The sequence below is a fragment of the Kitasatospora xanthocidica genome (genome assembly GCF_014656195.1).
GTDB classification, from domain to species: domain Bacteria; phylum Actinomycetota; class Actinomycetes; order Streptomycetales; family Streptomycetaceae; genus Kitasatospora; species Kitasatospora xanthocidica.
In genome coordinates this window covers 1-19959 of the sequence record NZ_BNBY01000028.1, presented here as the reverse complement: position 1 = coordinate 19959, position 19959 = coordinate 1, and the positions used below count along the sequence as shown (strand labels likewise).

Below are 19959 nucleotides of genomic sequence, written 5' to 3'. Positions count from 1 at the left end.
CCGGTGACCCGGGTGGGTCACCGGCCGTCGGCGGTGTTCGGCGTTCGGTGCTCCGCGCGCCCGGAGCCCGCGCCCGGTGTCCGCGCTCGGCGGCCGGGGTTCAGCTGCCGCTGCGGTCGTCGGACCCGTTCGAGCCGTTTCCGTTCCCGTTCCCGTTCGAGCCGCCGCGGTTGGTGGCGCCGGTGAAGGTGTCGCGGAGCTTGCCGCCCACGGTCGCGGCGCCGCCGGCGACGTCCCGCAGCAGGCCCATCAGCGGGTCCTTGCTCTCCTTCACCGAGGTCGTGTAGTGGTCGGCGGCGGCCTTCCACTGCTCGCCGACCGAGGTGTCCCGGTCGTCCGAGCGGCGCGGGTAGGCGCCCGCCAGGATCGAGCGGTACTCGTCGCTCTCCGCCCACTTCTTCAGCTGGGCGACCCGGGTCACCGCGAAGGGGTGGGTCTGCGGCAGCACCTGGAGCAGCTTGAGCACGCCGTCGCGCAGGTCGCCGGCCTTCTCGTACTCCTCGGCCTGCTCCAGGAAGGCGTCGACGTTCATCTCGGCCAGGTTGTGCCCGCCGGCCAGCTTCATCAGGGCCCGCATGGATGCCTGGAGGTCCTGCCCGGCGAGCAGGCCGGCCCGGTCGCTGGACAGCTCCGCCTTGCGGAACCACTCCTTGAGCGCGGTGACCAGCGCCATGATCGCCAGGTTGCCGAGCGGCACCCAGGCGATCCGGGTGGCGATGTTGGTGAGGATCATCAGCATCGTCCGGTAGACGGCGTGGCCGGACATCGCGTGGCCGACCTCGTGGCCGATGACCGAGCGCAGCTCCTCCTCGTCGAGCAGCTCGACCAGGCCGCTGGTGACCACGATGATCGGGGTGTCGATGCCGATGGTGAACGCGTTGACCGTCGGGTCCTGGGTCACGTACAGGTCCGGGACCTGCTCCAGGTCGAGCACGTAGGCGGCGTCGCGCACCATGGTGTGGAGCTCGGGGAACTGCCGCTCGGAGGTCTTCACCGCGGTGGCCAGGAACATCAGCCGGATCGAGCGCTCGGAGACCAGGCCGGCGAGCTTTTTCAGGATGTCGTCGAAGCCGGACAGCTTGCGCAGGGCCACCAGCGCCGAGCGGTCCGCCGGGTGCTCCCAGGCGCGGGTGGAGATGCCGGGGAAGCGCTCGCGGCGACGGCTCGGGGTCTTCGCGGTCGTGTCGGTCATGGTCTGAGTACCTCCTGGTCGACGGCGGCCGCGGCCCGCTGGCCGGCCCCCCGCTGGTCTTCGCCTTCAACGACTGTCTGTGCAACGTCCGTGGTTGCGTACTCGTCCCCGGCGCCAGCGTACGCGCGGGCGGGGCGCGCCACAGGGGCCGGTGAGGGGTGCCGGTGTGAGGCCGGTTTACCCTGATTGCCCTGGACCACCGAGACCGGACCCGGCCGCGGTACCGAGCAGTTCGAGGAGCCCCCAGATGTCCACCGACGCGCTTGTCAGCCTGGCCGCGCCCATCTCCGACGAGGCCGGCCCGGGCCTCTTCCTGCGGATCATCATCGTCGCCTCCTTCGTGGGCGTCGGCCTGCTGGTCTGGCTGATGGCCCGCGCCTTCCGCGGAAACTAGACCCCGGGGCCCGGTGGCGACCGGCCTCGCGGGCCCCTCGGGTCCGGTCCGGGCCACCCCGGCTCACGCCCCTTCAGCGGCGGTGGGCCGCCGAGCGGTTGCGGTGCGACCCCCCGTACGATGACGGGTGGGCCCTCACCGGCCCGGAACAACCCCCAGGTCCGTTCACCGAGCCGAGAAGGTCCCGCCGACGATGAGCACTGCCGCCGCACTCCCTGTTCTGAACCTGCTCGCCGAGAGCGAGGGGGGCAACCACGACAGCCTGAACCCGGCTCTGACGGGTGGCGCCGCCCTGGTGATCCTGCTGCTCCTGCTCTTCATCACCACCCGCTTCAACCGGGACCGCTGAGCCCGCTCCGCGGACCGCTCGGGGAGCGTCCGGCCACCGGCCGGCCGCTCCCTCACGCATATCCGCGGACACCCCCCGGCGGGTGCGTGGACCGTCGCCGCCGGGGCCGAAACCGGGGTTGCCGTGGGGCCGTGGCCGGGGTTGCCGTGGGGCCGTGGCCGGGGGTCGTCGCCGGTCCGTAACCGGGGTCGTCGCCGGTCCGTCACCGGGTCTGCGGGCCGCCCCCACCGGGTCTGCGGAGGACCCCCACCCGGCCGTTCCCGCACCGTAACGGGTGTCGCGTAATGTGTGGCGGCATGGGAGAGCAGGCCGGGAATCCCGGCGGACCGGAACCGGTGAAGAAGCGCCTCGGCGTGATGGGCGGCACCTTCGACCCGATCCATCACGGCCACCTCGTCGCCGCCAGTGAGGTCGCGAGCGCGTTCCACCTGGACGAGGTGATCTTCGTCCCGACCGGTCAGCCGTGGCAGAAGAGCGACCGGCACGTCACCCCGGCCGAGGACCGCTACCTGATGACGGTCATCGCCACCGCCGAGAACCCGCAGTTCTCGGTCAGCCGGATCGACATCGACCGCCAGGGTCCGACCTACACCGTCGACACCCTGCGCGACCTGCACGCCCTGCACCCGGACGCCGACCTCTTCTTCATCACCGGCGCCGACGCGCTCGCCCAGATCCTGTCCTGGCGCGACTCCGACGAACTCTTCTCGCTGGCCCACTTCATCGGATGCACCCGCCCGGGGCACACTCTCTCGGACGCCGGGCTTCCGGTGGGCGGGGTCTCCCTGGTGGAGGTCCCGGCCCTGGCCATCTCCTCCACGGACTGCCGCAACCGGGTCGCCAAGGGCGAGCCGGTCTGGTACCTCGTCCCGGACGGCGTGGTCCGCTACATCGACAAGCGGGCGCTGTACGCGCCGCGCGGGACCTGAGCCAGGAGCGGCGCATGACGGATCGCAGCGGCGGCCAGCAGCGGCCGGAGGACTGGTCCACCGGGCAGTACCAGCAGCCGTACCAGGGTCAGGGCCAGGGTCAGGGCCAGAGCCAGGGGTATTCGCAGCAGCAGGGGTACGAGTCGTACGGGCAGCCGCAGTACGACCAGTACGGGCAGCCCGTCTACACCCAGGACCCGTACGGCTACCAGCAGCAGGGCTACCAGGGGCAGCAGGGCTACGACGGCTACCAGCAGAACGGTCAGGGCCAGGGGTATCCGCAGCAGCAGGGGTACGAGTCGTACGGGCAGCCGCAGTACGACCAGTACGGGCAGCCCGTCTACACCCAGGACCCGTACGGCTACCAGCAGCAGGGCTACCAGGGGCAGCAGGACTACCAGCAGCCGTACCAGCCCGAGGCTGCGGCGCCCGAGGCCGCCGCGCCCGCGCCCGCGCCCGTCGAGCCGGTGGCCCCCGCCGCCGTGCCGCCGCGCCCGCGGGCGAACCGGCCCGCCGCGGAGGCGGCGCCGGCGCCGGCCAAGGACCGGTCGCCGTCCGAGCAGGTCGCCGGGGCCCGCGGCGGCAAGGCCGGGAGCAAGGCGCCCAAGGACGGCTACACCACGGGCGAGTTCACCTTCGTCGACGAGGAGGCGGAGGAGACCGAGGACGTCATCGACTGGCTGAAGTTCGCCGAGTCCCGCAGCGAGGTGCGCGCCGAGCGCCGCCGCAAGCTGCGCAACCGGCTGATCGGCCTGGGCGTGGTGGTGGCGCTCACGGCGGGCGGTGTCGGCGGCTACCTGTGGTTCACCGGCGACAAGCCGACCGCGGCCGCCGCGGCCGGCGGGCGCCAGGTCAACGTCGTCCACCTGCGCGACCTGCAGGGCAAGGTGTCCAGCGCGCTGCTGGTCGACGACGCCTCCGGGAAGAAGGGCACCGTGCTGCTGCTGCCCGACAACCTGCGGCTGCCCGGCCCCGGCGACCCGCCGGTCACCACCATCGGCCAGGCCATGGACAGCATCGGCGCCTCGGCGACCCGGGACGGCCTGTCCACCGTGCTCGGCGCCCCGGTGGCCGGCACCTGGCGGCTGGACACCCCGTACCTGGAACTGCTGGTCTCCCAGCTCGGCGGGGTCCGGGTGGACACCAACGCCGAGACCCACGAGGGCGGCAAGCCGGACGGCAAGCTGCTGTCCGCGGCCGGGAAGAACACCATGCTGAGCGGGAAGGCCGCGGTCGCGTACGCCACCCTGCAGAACCCGGGCGAGAACCGGGACGCCCAGCTGGCCCGGTTCGGGCAGGTCATGGACGCGGTGGTGCGCACCATGCCGACCGAGTTCAAGGACGCCAAGGACGACGTGCACCGGATGAACGCGGTCCTCGACCCCTCACTGCCCGAGGACGCCCTCGCCGGGGTGCTCGTCCAGCTCGCCCAGCAGGCGAAGGGCGGCCACTTCGGCACCACCGCGCTGACCGTCAAGCCGGACGGCAGCCTGGACGAGGCGACCGCGGGCAAGCAGGTCAAGGACGTGCTGGGCGGCACCGTGAAGTCCGCGGCCGCCAGCAACGCCCCCGCCCGGGTCGCGCTGCAGGACGCCAGCGGCAACGACGCCGCGGCCGCCGCCGCGCAGGTCCAGATCGTCAACTCCGGCCTGACCTTCATCCCCGGCGGGGCCAAGACCGCCGCGCAGGCCACCAGTGAGATCCGCTACACCGACGACGCCCGACAGGGCGCGGCGAAGTCGCTGGCGACCAGCCTCGGCCTGCCGGACACGGCGCTGAAGAAGGTCACCGGGGACACCCAGAACGCGGACCTGCTGGTCGTGCTCGGCAAGGACTACCAGGCACCGAAGAACCCGTAGGACGGCGACGGACACCCGCGCGACGGCGGCCCGGCCCCCGGTGGCCGGCCCCGTCGCCCGGGCCGTGGGCGGTGCGGCGGCCCGGGCGGGCACGGGCGGGGCCCGGAAAACGGTTCCGGGCCCGCCCGGGCGGCGTGAGATCCTGGAAGGCGACCCCGGCCCAGTTGCCGGGGCGCGCCCCACGCAGCCGAGCCGGAAGATCACCGTGACCGTCACCGACCACAGCCAGCAGCTCATCAACGTCGCCGCCCAGGCGGCGGCCGACAAGCTCGCGCACAACATCATCGCCTTCGACGTCAGCGAGGTGCTGTCGATCACCGACGCCTTCCTGATCGCCTCCGCGAACAACGACCGCCAGGTCCGCTCGATCGCCGAGGAGATCGAGGACCAGCTGCGCGAGCAGCTGGACATCAAGCCGGTGCGCCGCGAGGGCGAGCGCGAGGGCCGCTGGATCCTGCTCGACTACCTGGACATCGTCGTGCACGTCCAGCACTCCGAGGAGCGCTCCTTCTACTCGCTCGACCGGCTCTGGAAGGACTGCCCCGAGCTGCCGCTGCCCGAGGACGCCCTGGCCTCGCGCAACCGTCCCGACGCGCACACCGACGAGGCCGGCAACGCCCTCGCCCCGGCCGACGACTTCGGCAAGCCCGAGGACCTGCACTGAGCCGCGGCGCGCGAGGCCCGCGCATCGTCTTCTGGCGGCACGGCCAGACGTCCTGGAACCTCGAGTCGCGGTTCCAGGGCACCACGGACATCGAGCTGACCGGCCAGGGCGTCCTTCAGGCCCAGCGGGCGGCCCGGCTGCTCTCCGGGCTCCGCCCCGACCTGGTGATCTCCTCGGACCTCAAGCGCGCCCGGCGCACCGCCGACGAGCTCGCCGCGGTCACCGGGCTCGACGTGACCCACCACGAGGGCCTGCGGGAGACCTACGCGGGCTCCTGGCAGGGCCTGACCAACGCCGAGATCCGCGAGCGCTTCCCCGAGGAGTACGCGGCCTGGGCGGCCGGCGAGCCGGTGCGGCGCGGCGGCGGTGGCGAGCTGGCCACCGAGGTCGCCGACCGCTCGGTGCCGCTGGTGCTGGAGGCCGTCGGCAAGCTGCCGGAGGACGGCACGCTGGTCGTGGTCAGCCACGGCGGGACGATCCGCACCATGCTCGGGCGCCTGCTGGACCTGGAGCCGCCCCAGTGGGAGCGCTTCGGCGGACTGTCCAACTGCTGCTGGTCGGTGCTCGGCCACGGGGCGCGCGGCTGGCGCCTGCTGGAGCACAACGCGGGCACGCTCCCGCAGCCGGTCATCGGCGACGACACCTGAGCGGTACGGCAGCGGTTCGGTAGTGGCGCGGCAGCGGTTCGGCACGGGCGTCCGGCGCGGGTCCGCGGGGGGCCGCAGGGTTCCTCGCGGGGGCCCGGTGGGGGCCTCGACGGAGGTCCGGCGGGGGCCTCACGAGGGCGGATTTCGCAGTTCCGGCCCTGACCAGCTAGAGTCTTCCTCGTTCGCAGGGAAGGAACGCGGCCCGGAAGGGAAGCGGGAGATCCGGTGAGTGCGGGGCTGTAGCTCAGTTGGTAGAGCGCTTGCATGGCATGCAAGAGGTCCGGGGTTCAATTCCCCGTAGCTCCACTCCGCATCGGCGGTCGTGGTCAGTCAGCCAGGGTCGTCCGTGTCGCGGGGCTGTAGCTCAGTTGGTAGAGCGCTTGCATGGCATGCAAGAGGTCCGGGGTTCAATTCCCCGTAGCTCCACAGCAGTTCGGAAGGCCGTCACCCGAGGGGTGGCGGCCTTCCGGCGTTCGCGCGCCCGTCACTGCTCGCAGACGTGCGTCCAGCCGCCCGGCGGCAGCGAGCCGAGCCGTTCCACCCGCTCCCGGTCCTCCGGGTCCGCCGGGAGGTACACCACGATGTAGCACTCCGGCACCCCCGGGATCGTCAGGTACGTGGCGTTCACCCGCAGCACCCCGAGCTGCGGGTGCCGGAAGATCCGCAGCCAGGTCTCCGGCGGCGCGACCTCCTGGCGGGCCCACAGCTCCCGGAACAGCCCGCTGCGAGCCGACAGCCGCTGCACGTGCTCCTCCCAGGCCGGCTCGCCCACGTGCTTGCCGTACGCCGAGCGCAGCACCGCCACCATCCGCGGCAGCGCCTCGTCCCGGTTCCCACACGGGTTGCAGCACGGCGGGGCGGTCAGCATGCACCAGAGGCTGTTGAAGACGACCCCGCCGACCGGGCGCATCCGCTCGGTGCCGAACAGCGAACGGTACGGCCCGTTGTAGCTCAGCACGTCGAAACGGGTGTTGGAGACCGCCGCCGGCAGCGGGGCGAGGGAGTCCAGGATCACCTGGATCGACGGGCTCAGCTCCGGCGGCGCCGGCTGCGCGTGCGGCGACGGGGACATCCCGGCCAGCCCGAACAGGTGCTCGCGCTCGGTGCCGTCCAGCCGCAGCGCCCGGGCCACCGCCAGCAGCACCTGCTCGCTCGCGTTGATCGGCCGCCCCTGCTCCAGCCACGTGTACCAGGTGACCCCGACCCCGGCGAGCTGCGCCACCTCCTCGCGCCGCAGCCCCGGCGTCCGACGGCGCAGCCCGGGCGGCAGCCCGACCTCCTCGGGGGCGACCCGCGCCCGGCAGGCCTTCAGGAAGCGGGCCAGCTCGGTACGGCGGCGGTCGCGCCCGCCCGCCGCGGTCGGGAGTTCCTCCAGCACGGTCATGGCCACCATCGTGCCGCAGCACCGGCGGGCGATACAGGTGCTGCCAGTACCAGGATCAGCAGGCTCTAACCACCAGTACCGGCACGGCCGCAGGCTGGCTGCCATGACGGACCTCCAGATCCGGCCCGGCGCGGTCGGCGGCACCACCGGAGCACCGGCCGTACGGCCAGGGCTGCTCCTCGCGCTCGTCCTGTGCGGGCAGTTCATGGCCGTGCTCGACGTCTCCATCGTCAACGTCGCGGTCCCCACCATCCGTACCGACCTCGGCGCCTCCGGTGCCGCCCTGCAGCTGGTCATCGCCGGCTACACCATCAGCTACGCCGTGCTGCTCATCACCGGGGCCCGGCTGGGCGCCCGCCACGGCTACAGCCGGATGTTCCAGCTCGGCCTGGCCGCCTTCACCGCCACCTCGCTGGCCTGCGGCCTCGCCCCGTCCACCGGCTGGCTGATCGCCTTCCGGCTGCTCCAGGGCGCCGGCTCGGCGCTGATGGTGCCGCAGGTGATGAGCCTGCTGCAGCGCACCTTCACCGGCGCCGCCCGCACCCGGGCGCTCGGCCTCTACTCGGCCGTCCTGGCCGGCGGCATGGCCCTCGGCCAGGTGCTCGGCGGCGTGCTGGTCAGCGCCGACCTGTTCGGCAGCGGATGGCGGCCGGTGTTCCTGGTCAACGTGCCGATCGGGGTGCTGCTGCTCGCCGCCGGCGCCCGGCTGCTGCCCCGGCTGCCCGGCGACGCCACCCGCGGCTTCGACGTCCCCGGCCTGGTGGTGCTCGGCGCGGCGCTCGGCCTGCTGGTGGTGCCGCTCGTCCTCGGCCACGAGCTCGGCTGGCCCGCCTGGGGCTGGGCGATGATCGCGGGCAGCGTGCTGCTGTTCGCCCTCTTCGTGGTGGTCGAGCGCCGGATCGCCCGCGCCGGCGGCCAGCCGCTGATCGCCGGACGGGTGCTGCGCGCCCCCGGACTGCGGCCGGCGGCGGCCGGACTGTTCGCGATCATGGCGGCCTTCGCCGGGTTCATGTTCGCCTTCGCCCTGCACCAGCAGGCCGGGCTCGGCCACACCGCCCTGGCGGCCGGGCTCTGCTCGGCGCCCGTCGCCGTCGGCTTCGGCCTGTCCAGCATGCACTGGCACCGGCTGCCCGGCCGGCTGCACGGCGCCCTGCCGACGGTCGCCGCGGTGCTCCTCTCCGGCGGCTACCTGCTGCTGGGCGTCCTGCTCGGCGACGGCGCCGGGATCGGGGCGGGGCCGCTGGCCGAGATGGCCGCGCTCGGCCTGGTCGCCGGCTGCGCGTACGCGCCGCTGTTCGCCCGGGCGCTCGCCGGGGTGGCGCCCGAGGACGCGGCCGACGCCAGCGGGGTGATGGTGACGGTCATCCAGCTCGGGCAGGTGCTCGGCGTCGCGGTGCTCGGCTCGGTGTTCCTCGGGCAGGTCGACCTGCCGGCGCCGGCCGCCGAGTCCGGGCACGCGCTGTGGACCACGCTGCTGGTCAACGCCGTCGTGGTGCTCCTCACCGCCGGCTTCGCGGCGCGTGGGCGGCGGGCGGCGCGGTAGGAGGGGCGTGCCTGGGGGCTCGGGGGCCGGGGCGGGGGCTTGGGCGCTGGGCGCCGGGGGACTTCGGGGAGGGGGTGGGGCGGGCTCCGGGAAACGGATTTCTGGAGCACGCCCCGGACCGTGTAAAGTAGTCGATGTCGCCAAGGGAAACCGGACGGAAACGGCCGAAAGACCAAGGCGACGAAGCAGGTCAAGGGGCTGTAGCTCAGTTGGTAGAGCGCTTGCATGGCATGCAAGAGGTCCGGGGTTCAATTCCCCGTAGCTCCACAGCAGTCGAGAGCCGCCTCCCGAAACGGGAGGCGGCTCTTCGCCGTTTCGACCGTGCCACCCGCGGGACGGCCGGGAATCCCGCTACCGTCGTGCCATGGCCGATCTGGAGCGAAGGCGGAACGAGGAACTGGCCCGGATACTCCACCAGCTCGGATGGAGTCCGGAACGGCTCGCCCGCGAGGTGAGCCTCGCCCTGCCGCCGGGCCTCGCCATCAGCTCCACCGCCCCCTACAAGTGGCGCGACCGCGGCATGGTGCCGCGCAGCCCGCACGACCAGGCGGTCTGCGAAGTGCTCAGCCGCACCCTCGGCATCGCCGTCACCTACGAGCAGCTCTGGGGCCGGATGGGCGGCCACCGCGGCGCCAAGATCCTCTCGCCCCGGCTGCTCACCGACCCGTGGACCGCCGACACCGCCCAGACCGCGCTGCGCGAGGCCGCCACCGACGCCGGTCCGGTCCGCCTCACCGACCTCTTCCGCAACGCCGACCTCGACCAGGCCGCCGCCCGGTTCACCTCCCCGCCCCCGCCCGTCGGCGGCGGCGAGGGCGCGCTGCGCGTGGAAGCCGCGCTGGTCGGCGAACTCGGCCTGTCCTACCGCAGCAAACAGCGACTCGAACGGTCCTGCGGCGGCGGCCTCGTCCTCGGCCCCACCAGGGCTGAACTCGCCATGCTCGCCAAGCTGCTGGAACTCGGCGCCTACGACGAACGGCTGGGACGCGAGCTGTACGGCACCGCCAGCAGGCTCGCCCGACTGGCCGGCTGGGCCGCGTACGACCTCGGCCACGACGCGGCCGCGCAACGCGCCTTCGTCGCCGCGCTGCGCGCCGCCCACGTCAGCGGCGACCCCCGGCTCGGCGTCGCCGTGCTCGGCGCACTGGTGGTGCTCGCCACCCAGGGCCCCGGCGGGCGCGGCCTGGACGCCGTCTCCGCCCTGGAGGGCGCCCTGGAGGCCCACGGCGCGGCCCTCGGCCCCACCGGCCGGGCCCGCCAGCTCGGCCGGCTCGCCCGCGCCTACGGCCGCCGTGGCGAGCCGGACCGGGCCGAGGCCGCCGCCGCCCGGGCCTTCGCCGAACTGGACGGCGTGCCCGGCACCGAGGAGGCCCGCGCCTCCCTCGCCGGCATGGTCGGGGAGGGGCGGCTGGCACTCGGCCGGGCCCGGCTCGCCAAGGCCCCGCTCGCCGAGGCGGTCGCGGGGCTCGGACCCGGGCGGGCACGCTCCAAGGCGCTGCTGATGGTGCGCCTCGCCGAGACCCACCGGCGGCTCGGCGACCAGCGGGAGGCCGCCCGCACCGCGGCGCTGGCGCGCTCGCTCGCCGCGGGGATGCAGTCGGAGCGGCTGGCGAAGGCGCTGCGGGACTTCGACGCGGCGGGGCGGACGGCGGCGCGCTGAGGCGGGGGCGTGGTGGCGCCGGGGTGCGGGGCGTGGGGGAGGGGGCGTGGGGGAGAGGCCCCGCTCGTGCGCGGCCCCGGCGGTATACCCAGCGGCGGGCCGGGCCGCTTGCGGTACCCTGAGCCCATGCGAACCGTGCGCCTGCTCCTTAGCCGGCCGCGCTGACCAGGACCGGCTGAGCCCTCGGGCGGTGCCGGAGTCGGCGTGGCGTCCCCTCCTGCGAGGGGCTTTTTTGTTTTCCGCCCCCGATCCCGTCCCGGGCCGGGCCCACGCGCCGGCCGCCTGCGCGGTTCGCCAACCGACACCGATGGAGCTTGAAGGACCATGAGCGAGACGACCCCTGCGTCCGGCGCGGCCGAGATCGCGACCGAGCCGTTCCGGTACAGCGCCGCGCTGGCGGCCGAGATCGAGTCCCGCTGGCAGGACCTCTGGGAGAAGGAGGGCACCTTCCACGCCCCCAACCCCACCGGTGCGCTGGCCGACCCGTCCGCCGGTGACGTCGCCGCGAAGCCGCACAGCTTCATCATGGACATGTTCCCGTACCCCTCGGGTGCGGGCCTGCACGTCGGCCACCCGCTGGGCTACATCGCCACCGACGTCTTCGCCCGCTACCAGCGGATGACCGGCCACAACGTGCTGCACACGCTGGGCTACGACGCCTTCGGCCTGCCCGCCGAGCAGTACGCGGTGCAGACCGGCACCCACCCGCGGGTCTCCACCGAGGCCAACATCGCCAACATGCGCCAGCAGCTGCGCCGGCTGGGCCTGGGCCACGACCCGCGCCGCTCGATCTCCACGATCGACCCGGACTACTACCGCTGGACCCAGTGGATCTTCCTGCAGATCTTCAACTCCTGGTACGACGAGACCGCCCGCAAGGCCCGTCCGATCGCCGAACTGGTCGCCCAGTTCGAGTCCGGTGAGCGCGAGGTGCCGGGCGGTCAGGCCTGGGCGGCGCTGTCCGCCGCCGAGCGCGACCAGGTCCTGGGCGAGTACCGCCTGGCGTACGCCAAGGAGGTGCCGGTCAACTGGTGCCCGGGCCTGGGCACCGTACTGGCCAACGAGGAGGTCACCGCGGACGGCCGCTCCGAGCGCGGCAACTTCCCGGTGTTCAAGTCCAACCTGCGCCAGTGGATGATGCGCATCACCGCGTACTCCGACCGGCTGATCGAGGACCTGGACCTGCTGGACTGGCCCGAGGCCATCAAGCTGCAGCAGCGCAACTGGATCGGACGCTCCGAAGGCGCCCGGGTCGACTTCGCCGTCGGCACCGACGAGAAGATCACCGTCTTCACCACCCGCCCCGACACCCTGTTCGGCGCCACCTACATGGTGCTGGCCCCCGAGCACGGCCTGGTCGACGCCGTCGTCCCCGCCGCCTGGCCGCAGGACGTGCCCGCCGAGTGGACCGGCGGCGCCGCCACCCCCGCCGAGGCCGTCGCCGCCTACCGGGCCGCGGCCGCCGCCAAGTCGGACGTCGAGCGCCAGGTCGAGGCCAAGGTCAAGACCGGTGTCTTCACCGGCGCCTACGCCGTCAACCCGGTCAGCGGCGCCCCCGTCCCGGTGTTCATCGCCGACTACGTGCTGATGGGCTACGGCACCGGCGCCATCATGGCCGTCCCCGCCCACGACCACCGCGACTTCGCCTTCGCCCGCGCCTTCGCCCTGCCGATGCGCTGCGTCGTCGAGCCGACCGACGGCCGCGGCGAGGACACCGCGCAGTGGGACGACGCGTTCGACACCTACGACTCCGTCATCGTCAACTCCGCCCGGTCCGCCGGGTCCGCCCGGGAGGAAGGCGACCTGTCGCTGAACGGGCTGAGCGTCGTCGACGCCAAGGCCCGCGCCACCGCCTGGCTGGCCGAGCGCGGCATCGGCGAGGGCACCGTCAACTACCGCCTGCGCGACTGGCTGTTCAGCCGTCAGCGGTACTGGGGCGAGCCCTTCCCGATCGTCTACGACGAGGACGGCGTCATGCACGCCCTGCCCGAGTCGATGCTGCCCGTCGAGGTCCCCGAGGTCGACGACTACTCGCCGCGCACCTACGACCCGTTCGACGCCGACTCCTCGCCCGAGACCCCGCTGTCGCGCAACGAGGCCTGGGTCGACGTCGAGCTGGACCTGGGCGACGGGCCGAAGAAGTACCGCCGCGAGACCAACACCATGCCCAACTGGGCCGGTTCCTGCTGGTACGAGCTGCGCTACGTCGACCCGGCCAACTCCGCCGCCGTCGTCGACCCCGCCAACGAGCGGTACTGGCTGGGCCCGACGGACACCAAGCCGGCCGGTGGCGCCGACCTGTACGTCGGCGGCGCCGAGCACGCCGTGCTGCACCTGCTGTACGCGCGCTTCTGGCACAAGGTGCTGCACGACCTGGGCCACGTCTCCTCCGTCGAGCCGTTCCACAAGCTGTTCAACCAGGGCATGATCACCGCCGACGTCTACCGCGACGAGCGCGGCTTCCCGGTGCCCGCCGCCGAGGTCGAGGAGCGCGGCGGCCAGTACTTCTGGCAGGGCGAGCCGGTCAAGCGCGAGGCCGGGAAGATGGGCAAGTCCCTGAAGAACGCCGTCGCGCCCGACGACATCGCCGACGAGTACGGCGCCGACACCCTGCGCCTGTACGAGATGTCGATGGGCCCGCTGGACGTCTCCCGCCCCTGGGACACCCGCGCCGTCGTCGGCTCCTACCGCTTCCTGCAGCGCCTGTGGCGCAACGTCGTCTCGGAGACCACCGGCGAACTGGTCGTCACCGAGGAGACGCCCGACGACGCGACGCTGCGCGCCCTGCACAAGGCGATCGACGGCATCCGCGGCGACATGGCAGGGCTGCGCTTCAACACGGCCGTCGCCAAGGCGATCGAGCTGAACAACTTCCTGGTCAAGCGCGGCTCGACGCCGCGGGTCGTGGCCGAGCAGCTGGTACTGATGGTCGCCCCGCTGGCCCCGCACGTCGCCGAGGAGCTGTGGCGCCGCCTGGGCCACGGCGAGTCGCTGGCGCACACCGACTACCCGGTCGCCGATCCGGCGTACGTGGTGGACGAGTCGGTGACCTGCGTGGTGCAGATCAAGGGCAAGGTGAAGGCCCGGCTGGAGGTCGCGCCGGGCATCTCCGACGCCGAGCTGGAGGCGCTGGCGCTGGCGGACCCGGCGGTCGTCGCGGCGATCGGCGGCGCGGAGGTGCGCAAGGTGATCGCGCGCGCCCCGAAGCTGGTGAACATCGTCACGGGCTGATTCGGAACCGGATTCCGGGCTGGATCCGAGGCCGATCGATCGGGCGGGCGTCCTTCGGGGCGCCCGCCCGGTGCTTTTGGTGCGCTGCTCCGTGGGGAGGTGGGGCGGGATGGGGTGGGGCGGGCTCGGGCCCTCGGGGAGATCCCGGATCTGTCCCTGATCTCCGGCCTTCCGGACCGTTCGGAGCCCCCTCGGGAGGGGACGGGGGCTACCGTGGAACCCTCGGCGATGCGGCCCGCGTTGGGCTCGGTGGGGCCCGAAACGGTGGCGGAAGGTGGCGCGCGATGGACGTGTTCGGCGTGATGATCGGCCTGGTCCTGCTTGTCGGGATCACGGTGGTCGCCCTGATGGTGATCGGCACGGTCAAGGCCGCCAAGGCCGTCGGCGCGAAGATCGAGAAGTACGAGGCCAACGCCCGGCGCGCCGTCGAGACCGCCACCCTCAAGGCGAAGACGTACACCAAGATCGGCCCGCCCGCGCAGATCGCCACCGTCCGGCTCGGCCTGCGGACCTCCCTCGACGGCACCCGACAGGTGCTGGAGGGCGGCCTCGCGCAGGACGGCCAGCTCGGCGAATCGCTCGCCCTGCTCACCCGGCTCGACGCCCACGCGGCGGAACTCGACGGCGAGCTCCGGGTGCTCGAACGCGAGCCGGACACCGCGCGGATCGCCGCCAAGCTCCCCGAACTGCGCGAGCGGGCGGAGCGGATCACGCACGCCGCTGAGACCATGCGCTGGGCCGCGCAGGACCGGATGCACCGGTTCGCGGACGACGAGCTGAGCCGGCTCAGCCAGGAGTGCGAGAGCGAGGCGGGGGCGCTGCGGCACTGGGACGGGTCGGGGACCGGGGCGGCGGGGGCCGGCGGTTCCGTTGGATCCTCGGGGTCCGGCGCGGGTTCCGGGTCCCGCTCCGGTGCCGGCGGGGGTGCGGCCCGGGCCCGACTGACGGACGGGAAGGGGCGGCCGAGCGCGGAGGAGCTGCTGGGGCTCGCCGATCCGCTGGCCAAGCTGGCGCAGCGGCTGCGGAAGCCGTCGACGGGGTCCTCGGCGGGCTGATCGTCCGGGGCCGGCCCTGGGCGGGGGCACACAGGGCGGCGCCTCGCGGGGACGTCGCGGGTACCTCCCGGGCGCCTCGCGGGCGCCTCGGGGCCGAGGCGCGGTCGTCCGCCGGCGGGCGCTGTCCTCGCGCACGGACGGGGAGTAACCTCCGCCTCATGCCCTCCGACCTCGCGCTCGTCACCGATTCCACGGCCTATCTGCCGCAGGAGGCCCTCGACCGGTACGGGATCACGGTCGTCCCGCTGAGCGTCGCGGTCGGTGACTCGGTCCTGAGCGAGGGCGTCGAGATCTCCCCGAAGGACGTCGCCGAGGCGCTGCGCGGCAAGCAGCGGGTGACCACCTCCCGGCCGAACCCGGAGACCTTCGCGGCCACCTACCGGGCGGCCGCCGAAGCCGGGGCGAAGGGGATCGTCTCGGTGCACATCTCCGGCGAGCTCTCCGGCACCGTCGAGGCCGCCCGGCTGGCGGCCGCCGAGGCGCCCGTACCGGTGCGGGTGGTGGACAGCCGACTGGTCGGGATGGCGCTCGGGTACGCGGTGCTGGCGGCCGCCGAGTCGATCGCGGCCGGGCAGGGACTCGCGGAGGCGGCTGAGGCGGCGACCCGGCGGGCGGCGACGACCAGCGGGTTCTTCTACGTCGACACCCTGGAACACCTGCGCCGGGGTGGGCGGATCGGGGCGGCGCGGGCGCTGCTCGGGTCCGCGCTGGCGGTCAAGCCGCTGCTGCACCTGGACGGTGGACGGATCGAGCCGCTGGAGAAGGTGCGGACGGCGTCGCGGGCGATCGCGCGGCTGGAGGAGATCGCGGTCGAGCGGTCGGGGGAGCGGGAGGTCGACATCACCGTGCACCACCTGGCGGCCGAGGACCGGGCCGAGCCGCTCGCGGAGCGGTTGCGGGCACGGGTGCCGGGGCTGCGGGAGCTGTACGTCGGCGAGGTGGGGGCGGTGATCGGCGCGCACGTCGGGCCGGGGCTGCTCGCGGTGGTGGTCGCGCCGCGCTGAGGGGGCCGGAGCGGGGCCGGGGGTTGGGGGTTGGGCGGGGGTCGAAGGGGTGTCTCGTAGGTTGTGTGGTCAACATCCGGGATCTACGCCCACTCGTGTGAGTGACCTTTGTTGTCCACAACCCCCGGGTTATCCACAGGCTTTCGGTAATTTCCACGCGTTCGCCGGAGGACTCCTACCGTCCTCGGCATGACGACGATGGGCCTGGGCGCGGCGAAGCGCCAAGCGATCAACGAGACGGTGCGGCTGCGGATGGCCGCGCTGCTCCCGACGGGCGACGAGCCGGTGGGAGTCCCTGGCGGTTCCTCGACACCGACACCGACACCGGCACCGGCACTGGCACCGGCACAAGCCCCGGGGGCGGCCGCGGGTACGGCAGCGTTCACGGCGGGGGAGCGGCCGGCGACGGGGCCGCCGGCTGGCCCGGCACCGCCGCTGCCGGGCGCGGATGCGGCGGATCCGGGCGTCGGGGCGGATCCACCGGACACCGGAGTGCGTCCGAAGGGCGGTCCGTTCGCTCCGTTCGCCCCGGCGATGGCGCTCGACCGGCGTGCGGTGGCCGGACTGGTCATCCTGCTGCTGTTCGCCGTGGGCTACGCGGTGCAGCACTTCTGGCTGGCCAGACCGGAGACCGTCGCCGTACCCGCGCTGGCGGCCGCCTCGGCGCTGGCGGGGGCACCCGCGCAGGCCCCGGGCGACACGGTGCCTGGGACCGGTCCGTCCGAGGTCGGCACCGTCGTGCCCGGTATCGGGGACGGGACAGGGAGCGGCGTCGGGCCCGGCGCCGGTGCGGCCGTCGTGGTCGACATCGGCGGGCGGGTCCACCTTCCCGGCCTGCACACCCTGCCCGGCGGCTCTCGGGTGGCCGACGCCCTGCGGGCCGCGGGCGGGGTACTGCCGGAGACGGACACCAGGAACCTCAACCTGGCCCGCGTCCTGACGGACGGTGAGCAGCTGATGGTCGGCGAGCAGGCCGCGGCCCCCGCCGCCCCGGCCACCGGGACCGGAAACGGACCTCCGCCGCCCGCCGCGCCCCGACCACCCGTCAGCCTCAACCGAGCCACCCTCGAACAGCTCGACACCCTCCCCGGCGTCGGCCCGACCCTCGCCCAGCGCATCCTCGCCTACCGAACCTCCCACGGCTCCTTCCGCTCCCTCGACCAGCTCCGGCAGGTCAGCGGCATCGGCGCCCGCACGTACGCGGAACTCCGTCCGCTGCTCACCCTCTGACGCTTCCCCGTCCCGTTCCGCCCGTTCCCCTCGCTCCGAAGGGAGGTACCGACGTGTCCGCTCCCACCACCCCGGTCCCGCACGCCCGCTCCTCGGGCGCCGACTTCCGGCTCCTGCTGCCCGCCGTCTCGGCCTGGGCCGTCACAGCGGCGCTCCTGCGTCTGGAGGCGGGGCACGAGGTCCCGGTCCTCGCGGCGGCGGGCGTCGCCGTCCTCGTAGCCGGCCGGCTGCTCGCCCGGCCGGGCGTCCTGCGCCTGCGCGGAGCCGCGGTGACTCTGGCAGCCGTCCTGCTCACCGCGGCGGCGGCCGCCATCGCGACCCCGCTGCACACCGCCGACCTGCACCGAGGCCCGCTGCCGGAGCTCGCCGACGCGGCCGAGCACAGCACGCCGCGCTCACCGGCGGCCACGCCCGCCCCGGCGGTGGACGTGGAACTGACCGTCGCCGGAGACCCCGAGATCCACACCTCCCGCGGCGGCACCACCGATGGGCGGACACTCCTCACCGTGGGCGCCGTGGCCGACCGTGTCGCCCTGCTCCCGTCCGGCCCCACCACCCGGACGCGCACACCGGTGACCGTCATGGTCCGAGGTGCGGACGCCGAGTCCTGGCAACGGCTGCTCCCGTCCGAGCGGCTGGCCGTGGAGGCCGAGGTGCAGCCGGCGGGGGAGGGCCACGACACCGAGTCCGCGGCGCTGCTGCTCGCCCATGGTCCGCCCCGGCAGCTGGCCCCGCCGAGCCTGCCGCAGCGCATCGCCGGACGGCTGCGTGAGGGCCTGCGCGCGGCCACCGACGGGCTTCCACCGGACGCGCGCGGGCTGCTCCCCGGCCTGGTCGTGGGGGACACCTCGCGCGTGCCCGACGACCTGGAGGAGGCCTTCCGGGCCACCGACCTGGTTCACCTGGTGGCGGTCAGCGGGGCCAACCTGGCGATCGTCCTCGGCGCGCTGCTGGGCGCGCCCGGCCGGGCCGGGACCCCGGAACGGCGCGGGCTGGCCGCGGTGCTGGGGCTGTCGCTGCGCACCGGCGCGCTGCTCGGCACCGGGCTGACCCTGGCCTTCGTGACGGTCTGCCGCCCCGAGCCCAGTGTGCTGCGGGCGGCCGGGACGGGGCTGATCGGCATGCTGGCCCTGGCCACCGGCCGTCCCCGCCAGGCGGTGCCCGCGCTCGCCGGAGCCGTCCTGGTACTGGTCCTGCTGGACCCGTTCCTCTCCCACTCGTTCGGTTTCCTGCTCTCGGTGCTCGCCACGGCCGGGCTGCTCGTGCTCGGCCCGCACTGGGCCGAGGCCCTGCGGGCCCGGCGCTGGCCGCACCACCTCGCGGGCGCCCTGGCGGCGACGGCGGCCGCGCAGGCGCTGTGCGCGCCGGTGACGGTGGTGCTGTCCGGGCACGTCAGCCTGGTCGGCATCCCCTGCAACCTGCTGGCCGAGCTGGCCGTGGCCCCGGCGACACTGCTCGGCTTCGGGGTGCTCGTCCTGCAGCCGGTCCTCCCGGCCCTCGCACATCTGCTCGCCGTCCCGGCCGGGGTGGCGGCCGGCTGGCTCGCGCTGGTCGCCCGGCGCGGTGCCGAGCTTCCGGGCGGCCAACTCTCCTGGCCGGGAGGCTGGTTCGGGACGGTCACGGTCGCATCGGCCGTCCTGGCGCTCTGCTGGTCCGTGCCCCTCCTGCTGCCCAGGAGAGCGGAGCCCGACATCCGGGCGCCGGCCCGCGACCGGCACCGAGGGGCACGGGTGCTGGTGACGGGGGCGCTGCTGGTGGTACTGCTGGCCGTCCTGCTGCGCCCACCGCAACTCACCCGGATCGCCACCGGTTGGCCCCCGCCGGGGTGGCGCCTGGCGATGTGCGACGTCGGCCAGGGGGACATGTTGGCCCTTACGGCGGGTGTGCCGGGCAGCGCGGTGGTGATCGACGCCGGGCCGGATCCGAACGCGGCCGACAGATGTCTGCGTGACCTCGGGATCACGACGGTGCCGCTCCTGCTGCTGACGCACTTCCACGCCGACCATGTCGAGGGTGTGCCAGGGGTGTTGCGGGGGCGCAAGGTCGGTGCGGTCGAGGGCACGACGCTGGACGAGCCGCCGGGCGAGGCGGCCCGGGTGGCGGGCTGGGCGGCCGGGGCCGGCGTCCCGCTGCTGCGGGCGGGGCGCGGTGAACGGCGCTCGATCGGACCGGAGTTGGCCTGGGAGGTGGTGTGGCCCGTTCCCGGGGCGGGCGTGGAGGCGCCCGGCGCGAACAACGCGAGTGTCGCATTGACGGTGTCACTGACAGGAGGACTACGCATGGCACTGCTCGGAGATCTGGAACCGCAGGCTCAGTCGGCCCTGTTGGGTCACCTGGGGAAGGTTGACGTGCTGAAGGTCGCGCACCACGGCTCGGCCCATCAGGACTGGGACCTGACCGGCGCGCTACGGCCCCGACTGGCCCTCATCTCCTGTGGGGAGGGCAATGCGTACGGTCACCCGTCCCCGAAGACGGTGGACCGGCTGCGCGCGCTCGGCGCGACGGTCCTGCGGACCGACCGGGTGGGCGACATCGCGGTGACGGGTGACTCCCCGGCCACGCTCGGGGTGTCCGTCCACCCGCAGCCGGCCCACACGGCCCACAAGTCGCGCCCCCGCGGCGCTGCCGACTCCGCGTCCCCCACCCGCCCCGGGCAGGCCCCGGGCACACCGCGGGCCCCGCCCAGGTGATCCCCGCTCTCCTCCTCCCAACCGTGGAGTGGGGTAGGGAAGGGGTTGGGGGTTGGGAGAGGAGAGCGGGAGGGGCCGGGCCCGGCCCGGCAGAAACGTTTCGGCGCGCTCCGGGCCCGGGCCCGGAG

The 19959-nt window shown here is 74.1% G+C and carries 15 protein-coding genes and 3 tRNA genes; 16 read left to right on the top strand and 2 right to left on the bottom strand.

Features of this window, described 5'->3' with window-relative positions:
- Window positions 1-100: 100 nt before the first annotated feature.
- Window positions 101-1192, bottom strand: coding sequence for a M48 family metallopeptidase (locus tag IE332_RS32885; protein ID WP_189923667.1), 1092 nt, complete (start codon window positions 1190-1192; stop codon window positions 101-103).
- Between the two features lie 247 nt (window positions 1193-1439).
- Between IE332_RS32885 and IE332_RS32880 the strand changes: the two genes are divergently transcribed.
- The 8 genes from IE332_RS32880 to IE332_RS32845 all read left to right on the top strand — a co-directional run bounded on the left by IE332_RS32880 (window position 1440) and on the right by IE332_RS32845 (window position 6460).
- A complete protein-coding gene (locus IE332_RS32880; RefSeq protein ID WP_189923665.1) occupies window positions 1440-1586 on the top strand; it encodes a hypothetical protein in 147 nt (48 codons plus the stop codon).
- A gap of 193 nt (window positions 1587-1779) precedes the next feature.
- A complete protein-coding gene (locus IE332_RS32875; protein ID WP_189923663.1) occupies window positions 1780-1935 on the top strand; it encodes a hypothetical protein in 156 nt (51 codons plus the stop codon).
- A gap of 284 nt (window positions 1936-2219) precedes the next feature.
- Window positions 2220-2864: a nicotinate-nucleotide adenylyltransferase gene (gene nadD / locus IE332_RS32870; RefSeq protein ID WP_189923661.1), complete on the top strand. Its 645-nt coding sequence runs from the start codon at window positions 2220-2222 to the stop codon at window positions 2862-2864.
- 14 nt (window positions 2865-2878) lie between these two features.
- Window positions 2879-4723: an LCP family protein gene (locus IE332_RS32865; protein WP_189923659.1), complete on the top strand. Its 1845-nt coding sequence runs from the start codon at window positions 2879-2881 to the stop codon at window positions 4721-4723.
- Between the two features lie 205 nt (window positions 4724-4928).
- Window positions 4929-5387, top strand: a complete 459-nt coding sequence (gene rsfS, locus IE332_RS32860; RefSeq protein ID WP_189923657.1) for a ribosome silencing factor — start codon at window positions 4929-4931, stop codon at window positions 5385-5387.
- Window positions 5384-6034, top strand: coding sequence for a histidine phosphatase family protein (locus IE332_RS32855; RefSeq protein ID WP_189923803.1), 651 nt, complete (start codon window positions 5384-5386; stop codon window positions 6032-6034). Before rsfS ends, IE332_RS32855 begins: the two co-directional genes overlap by 4 nt.
- 233 nt (window positions 6035-6267) lie before the next feature.
- Window positions 6268-6340, top strand: a tRNA-Ala gene (locus IE332_RS32850).
- Window positions 6341-6387: 47 nt separating this feature from the next.
- Window positions 6388-6460, top strand: a tRNA-Ala gene (locus tag IE332_RS32845).
- A gap of 58 nt (window positions 6461-6518) precedes the next feature.
- Here the strand turns inward: IE332_RS32845 and IE332_RS32840 are convergent.
- A complete protein-coding gene (locus IE332_RS32840; RefSeq protein ID WP_189923649.1) occupies window positions 6519-7418 on the bottom strand; it encodes a helix-turn-helix transcriptional regulator in 900 nt (299 codons plus the stop codon).
- Between the two features lie 103 nt (window positions 7419-7521).
- On the opposite strand from IE332_RS32840, the gene IE332_RS32835 reads away from it, so the two are divergent.
- The 8 genes from IE332_RS32835 (at window position 7522) to IE332_RS32800 (ending at window position 19831) form a co-directional block, all read left to right on the top strand.
- Window positions 7522-8961 carry an MFS transporter gene (locus IE332_RS32835; RefSeq protein ID WP_189923647.1) on the top strand — a complete coding sequence of 480 codons (1440 nt, stop codon included), beginning with the start codon at window positions 7522-7524 and terminating at the stop codon, window positions 8959-8961.
- Between the two features lie 194 nt (window positions 8962-9155).
- Window positions 9156-9228, top strand: a tRNA-Ala gene (locus tag IE332_RS32830).
- Between the two features lie 97 nt (window positions 9229-9325).
- Complete coding sequence (locus IE332_RS32825) at window positions 9326-10621, top strand: NsdA family TPR-like regulatory protein (RefSeq protein WP_189923645.1); 1296 nt, start codon at window positions 9326-9328, stop codon at window positions 10619-10621.
- Window positions 10622-10945: 324 nt separating this feature from the next.
- Window positions 10946-13852 (top strand): leucine--tRNA ligase, encoded by a 2907-nt coding sequence (leuS, locus tag IE332_RS32820; RefSeq protein WP_189923643.1) that lies wholly within the window; start codon window positions 10946-10948, stop codon window positions 13850-13852.
- 284 nt (window positions 13853-14136) lie between these two features.
- Window positions 14137-14907, top strand: a complete 771-nt coding sequence (locus tag IE332_RS32815) for a hypothetical protein (RefSeq protein WP_189923634.1) — start codon at window positions 14137-14139, stop codon at window positions 14905-14907.
- Window positions 14908-15065: 158 nt separating this feature from the next.
- Window positions 15066-15911, top strand: coding sequence for a DegV family protein (locus tag IE332_RS32810; protein ID WP_189923632.1), 846 nt, complete (start codon window positions 15066-15068; stop codon window positions 15909-15911).
- A gap of 534 nt (window positions 15912-16445) precedes the next feature.
- Window positions 16446-17141: a ComEA family DNA-binding protein gene (locus tag IE332_RS42070; protein WP_189923630.1), complete on the top strand. Its 696-nt coding sequence runs from the start codon at window positions 16446-16448 to the stop codon at window positions 17139-17141.
- Window positions 17142-17194: 53 nt separating this feature from the next.
- Window positions 17195-19831 carry a ComEC/Rec2 family competence protein gene (locus IE332_RS32800; protein ID WP_229929094.1) on the top strand — a complete coding sequence of 879 codons (2637 nt, stop codon included), beginning with the start codon at window positions 17195-17197 and terminating at the stop codon, window positions 19829-19831.
- The last annotated feature ends 128 nt before the right edge of the window (window positions 19832-19959 follow it).

Bases quoted from the DNA above. Each gene is read 5' to 3' on its own strand.
- IE332_RS32840 (WP_189923649.1), bottom strand. From the start codon at position 7,418: ATGACCGTGCTGGAGGAACTCCCGACCGCGGCGGGCGGGCGCGACCGC.
- nadD (WP_189923661.1), top strand. From the start codon at position 2,220: ATGTGTGGCGGCATGGGAGAGCAGGCCGGGAATCCCGGCGGACCGGAA.
- IE332_RS42070 (WP_189923630.1), top strand. From the start codon at position 16,446: ATGGCGCTCGACCGGCGTGCGGTGGCCGGACTGGTCATCCTGCTGCTG.
- IE332_RS32875 (WP_189923663.1), top strand. From the start codon at position 1,780: ATGAGCACTGCCGCCGCACTCCCTGTTCTGAACCTGCTCGCCGAGAGC.
- IE332_RS32880 (WP_189923665.1), top strand. From the start codon at position 1,440: ATGTCCACCGACGCGCTTGTCAGCCTGGCCGCGCCCATCTCCGACGAG.
- IE332_RS32885 (WP_189923667.1), bottom strand. From the start codon at position 1,192: ATGACCGACACGACCGCGAAGACCCCGAGCCGTCGCCGCGAGCGCTTC.
- IE332_RS32835 (WP_189923647.1), top strand. From the start codon at position 7,522: ATGACGGACCTCCAGATCCGGCCCGGCGCGGTCGGCGGCACCACCGGA.
- IE332_RS32865 (WP_189923659.1), top strand. From the start codon at position 2,879: ATGACGGATCGCAGCGGCGGCCAGCAGCGGCCGGAGGACTGGTCCACC.
- IE332_RS32815 (WP_189923634.1), top strand. From the start codon at position 14,137: ATGGACGTGTTCGGCGTGATGATCGGCCTGGTCCTGCTTGTCGGGATC.
- leuS (WP_189923643.1), top strand. From the start codon at position 10,946: ATGAGCGAGACGACCCCTGCGTCCGGCGCGGCCGAGATCGCGACCGAG.
- IE332_RS32810 (WP_189923632.1), top strand. From the start codon at position 15,066: ATGCCCTCCGACCTCGCGCTCGTCACCGATTCCACGGCCTATCTGCCG.
- IE332_RS32825 (WP_189923645.1), top strand. From the start codon at position 9,326: ATGGCCGATCTGGAGCGAAGGCGGAACGAGGAACTGGCCCGGATACTC.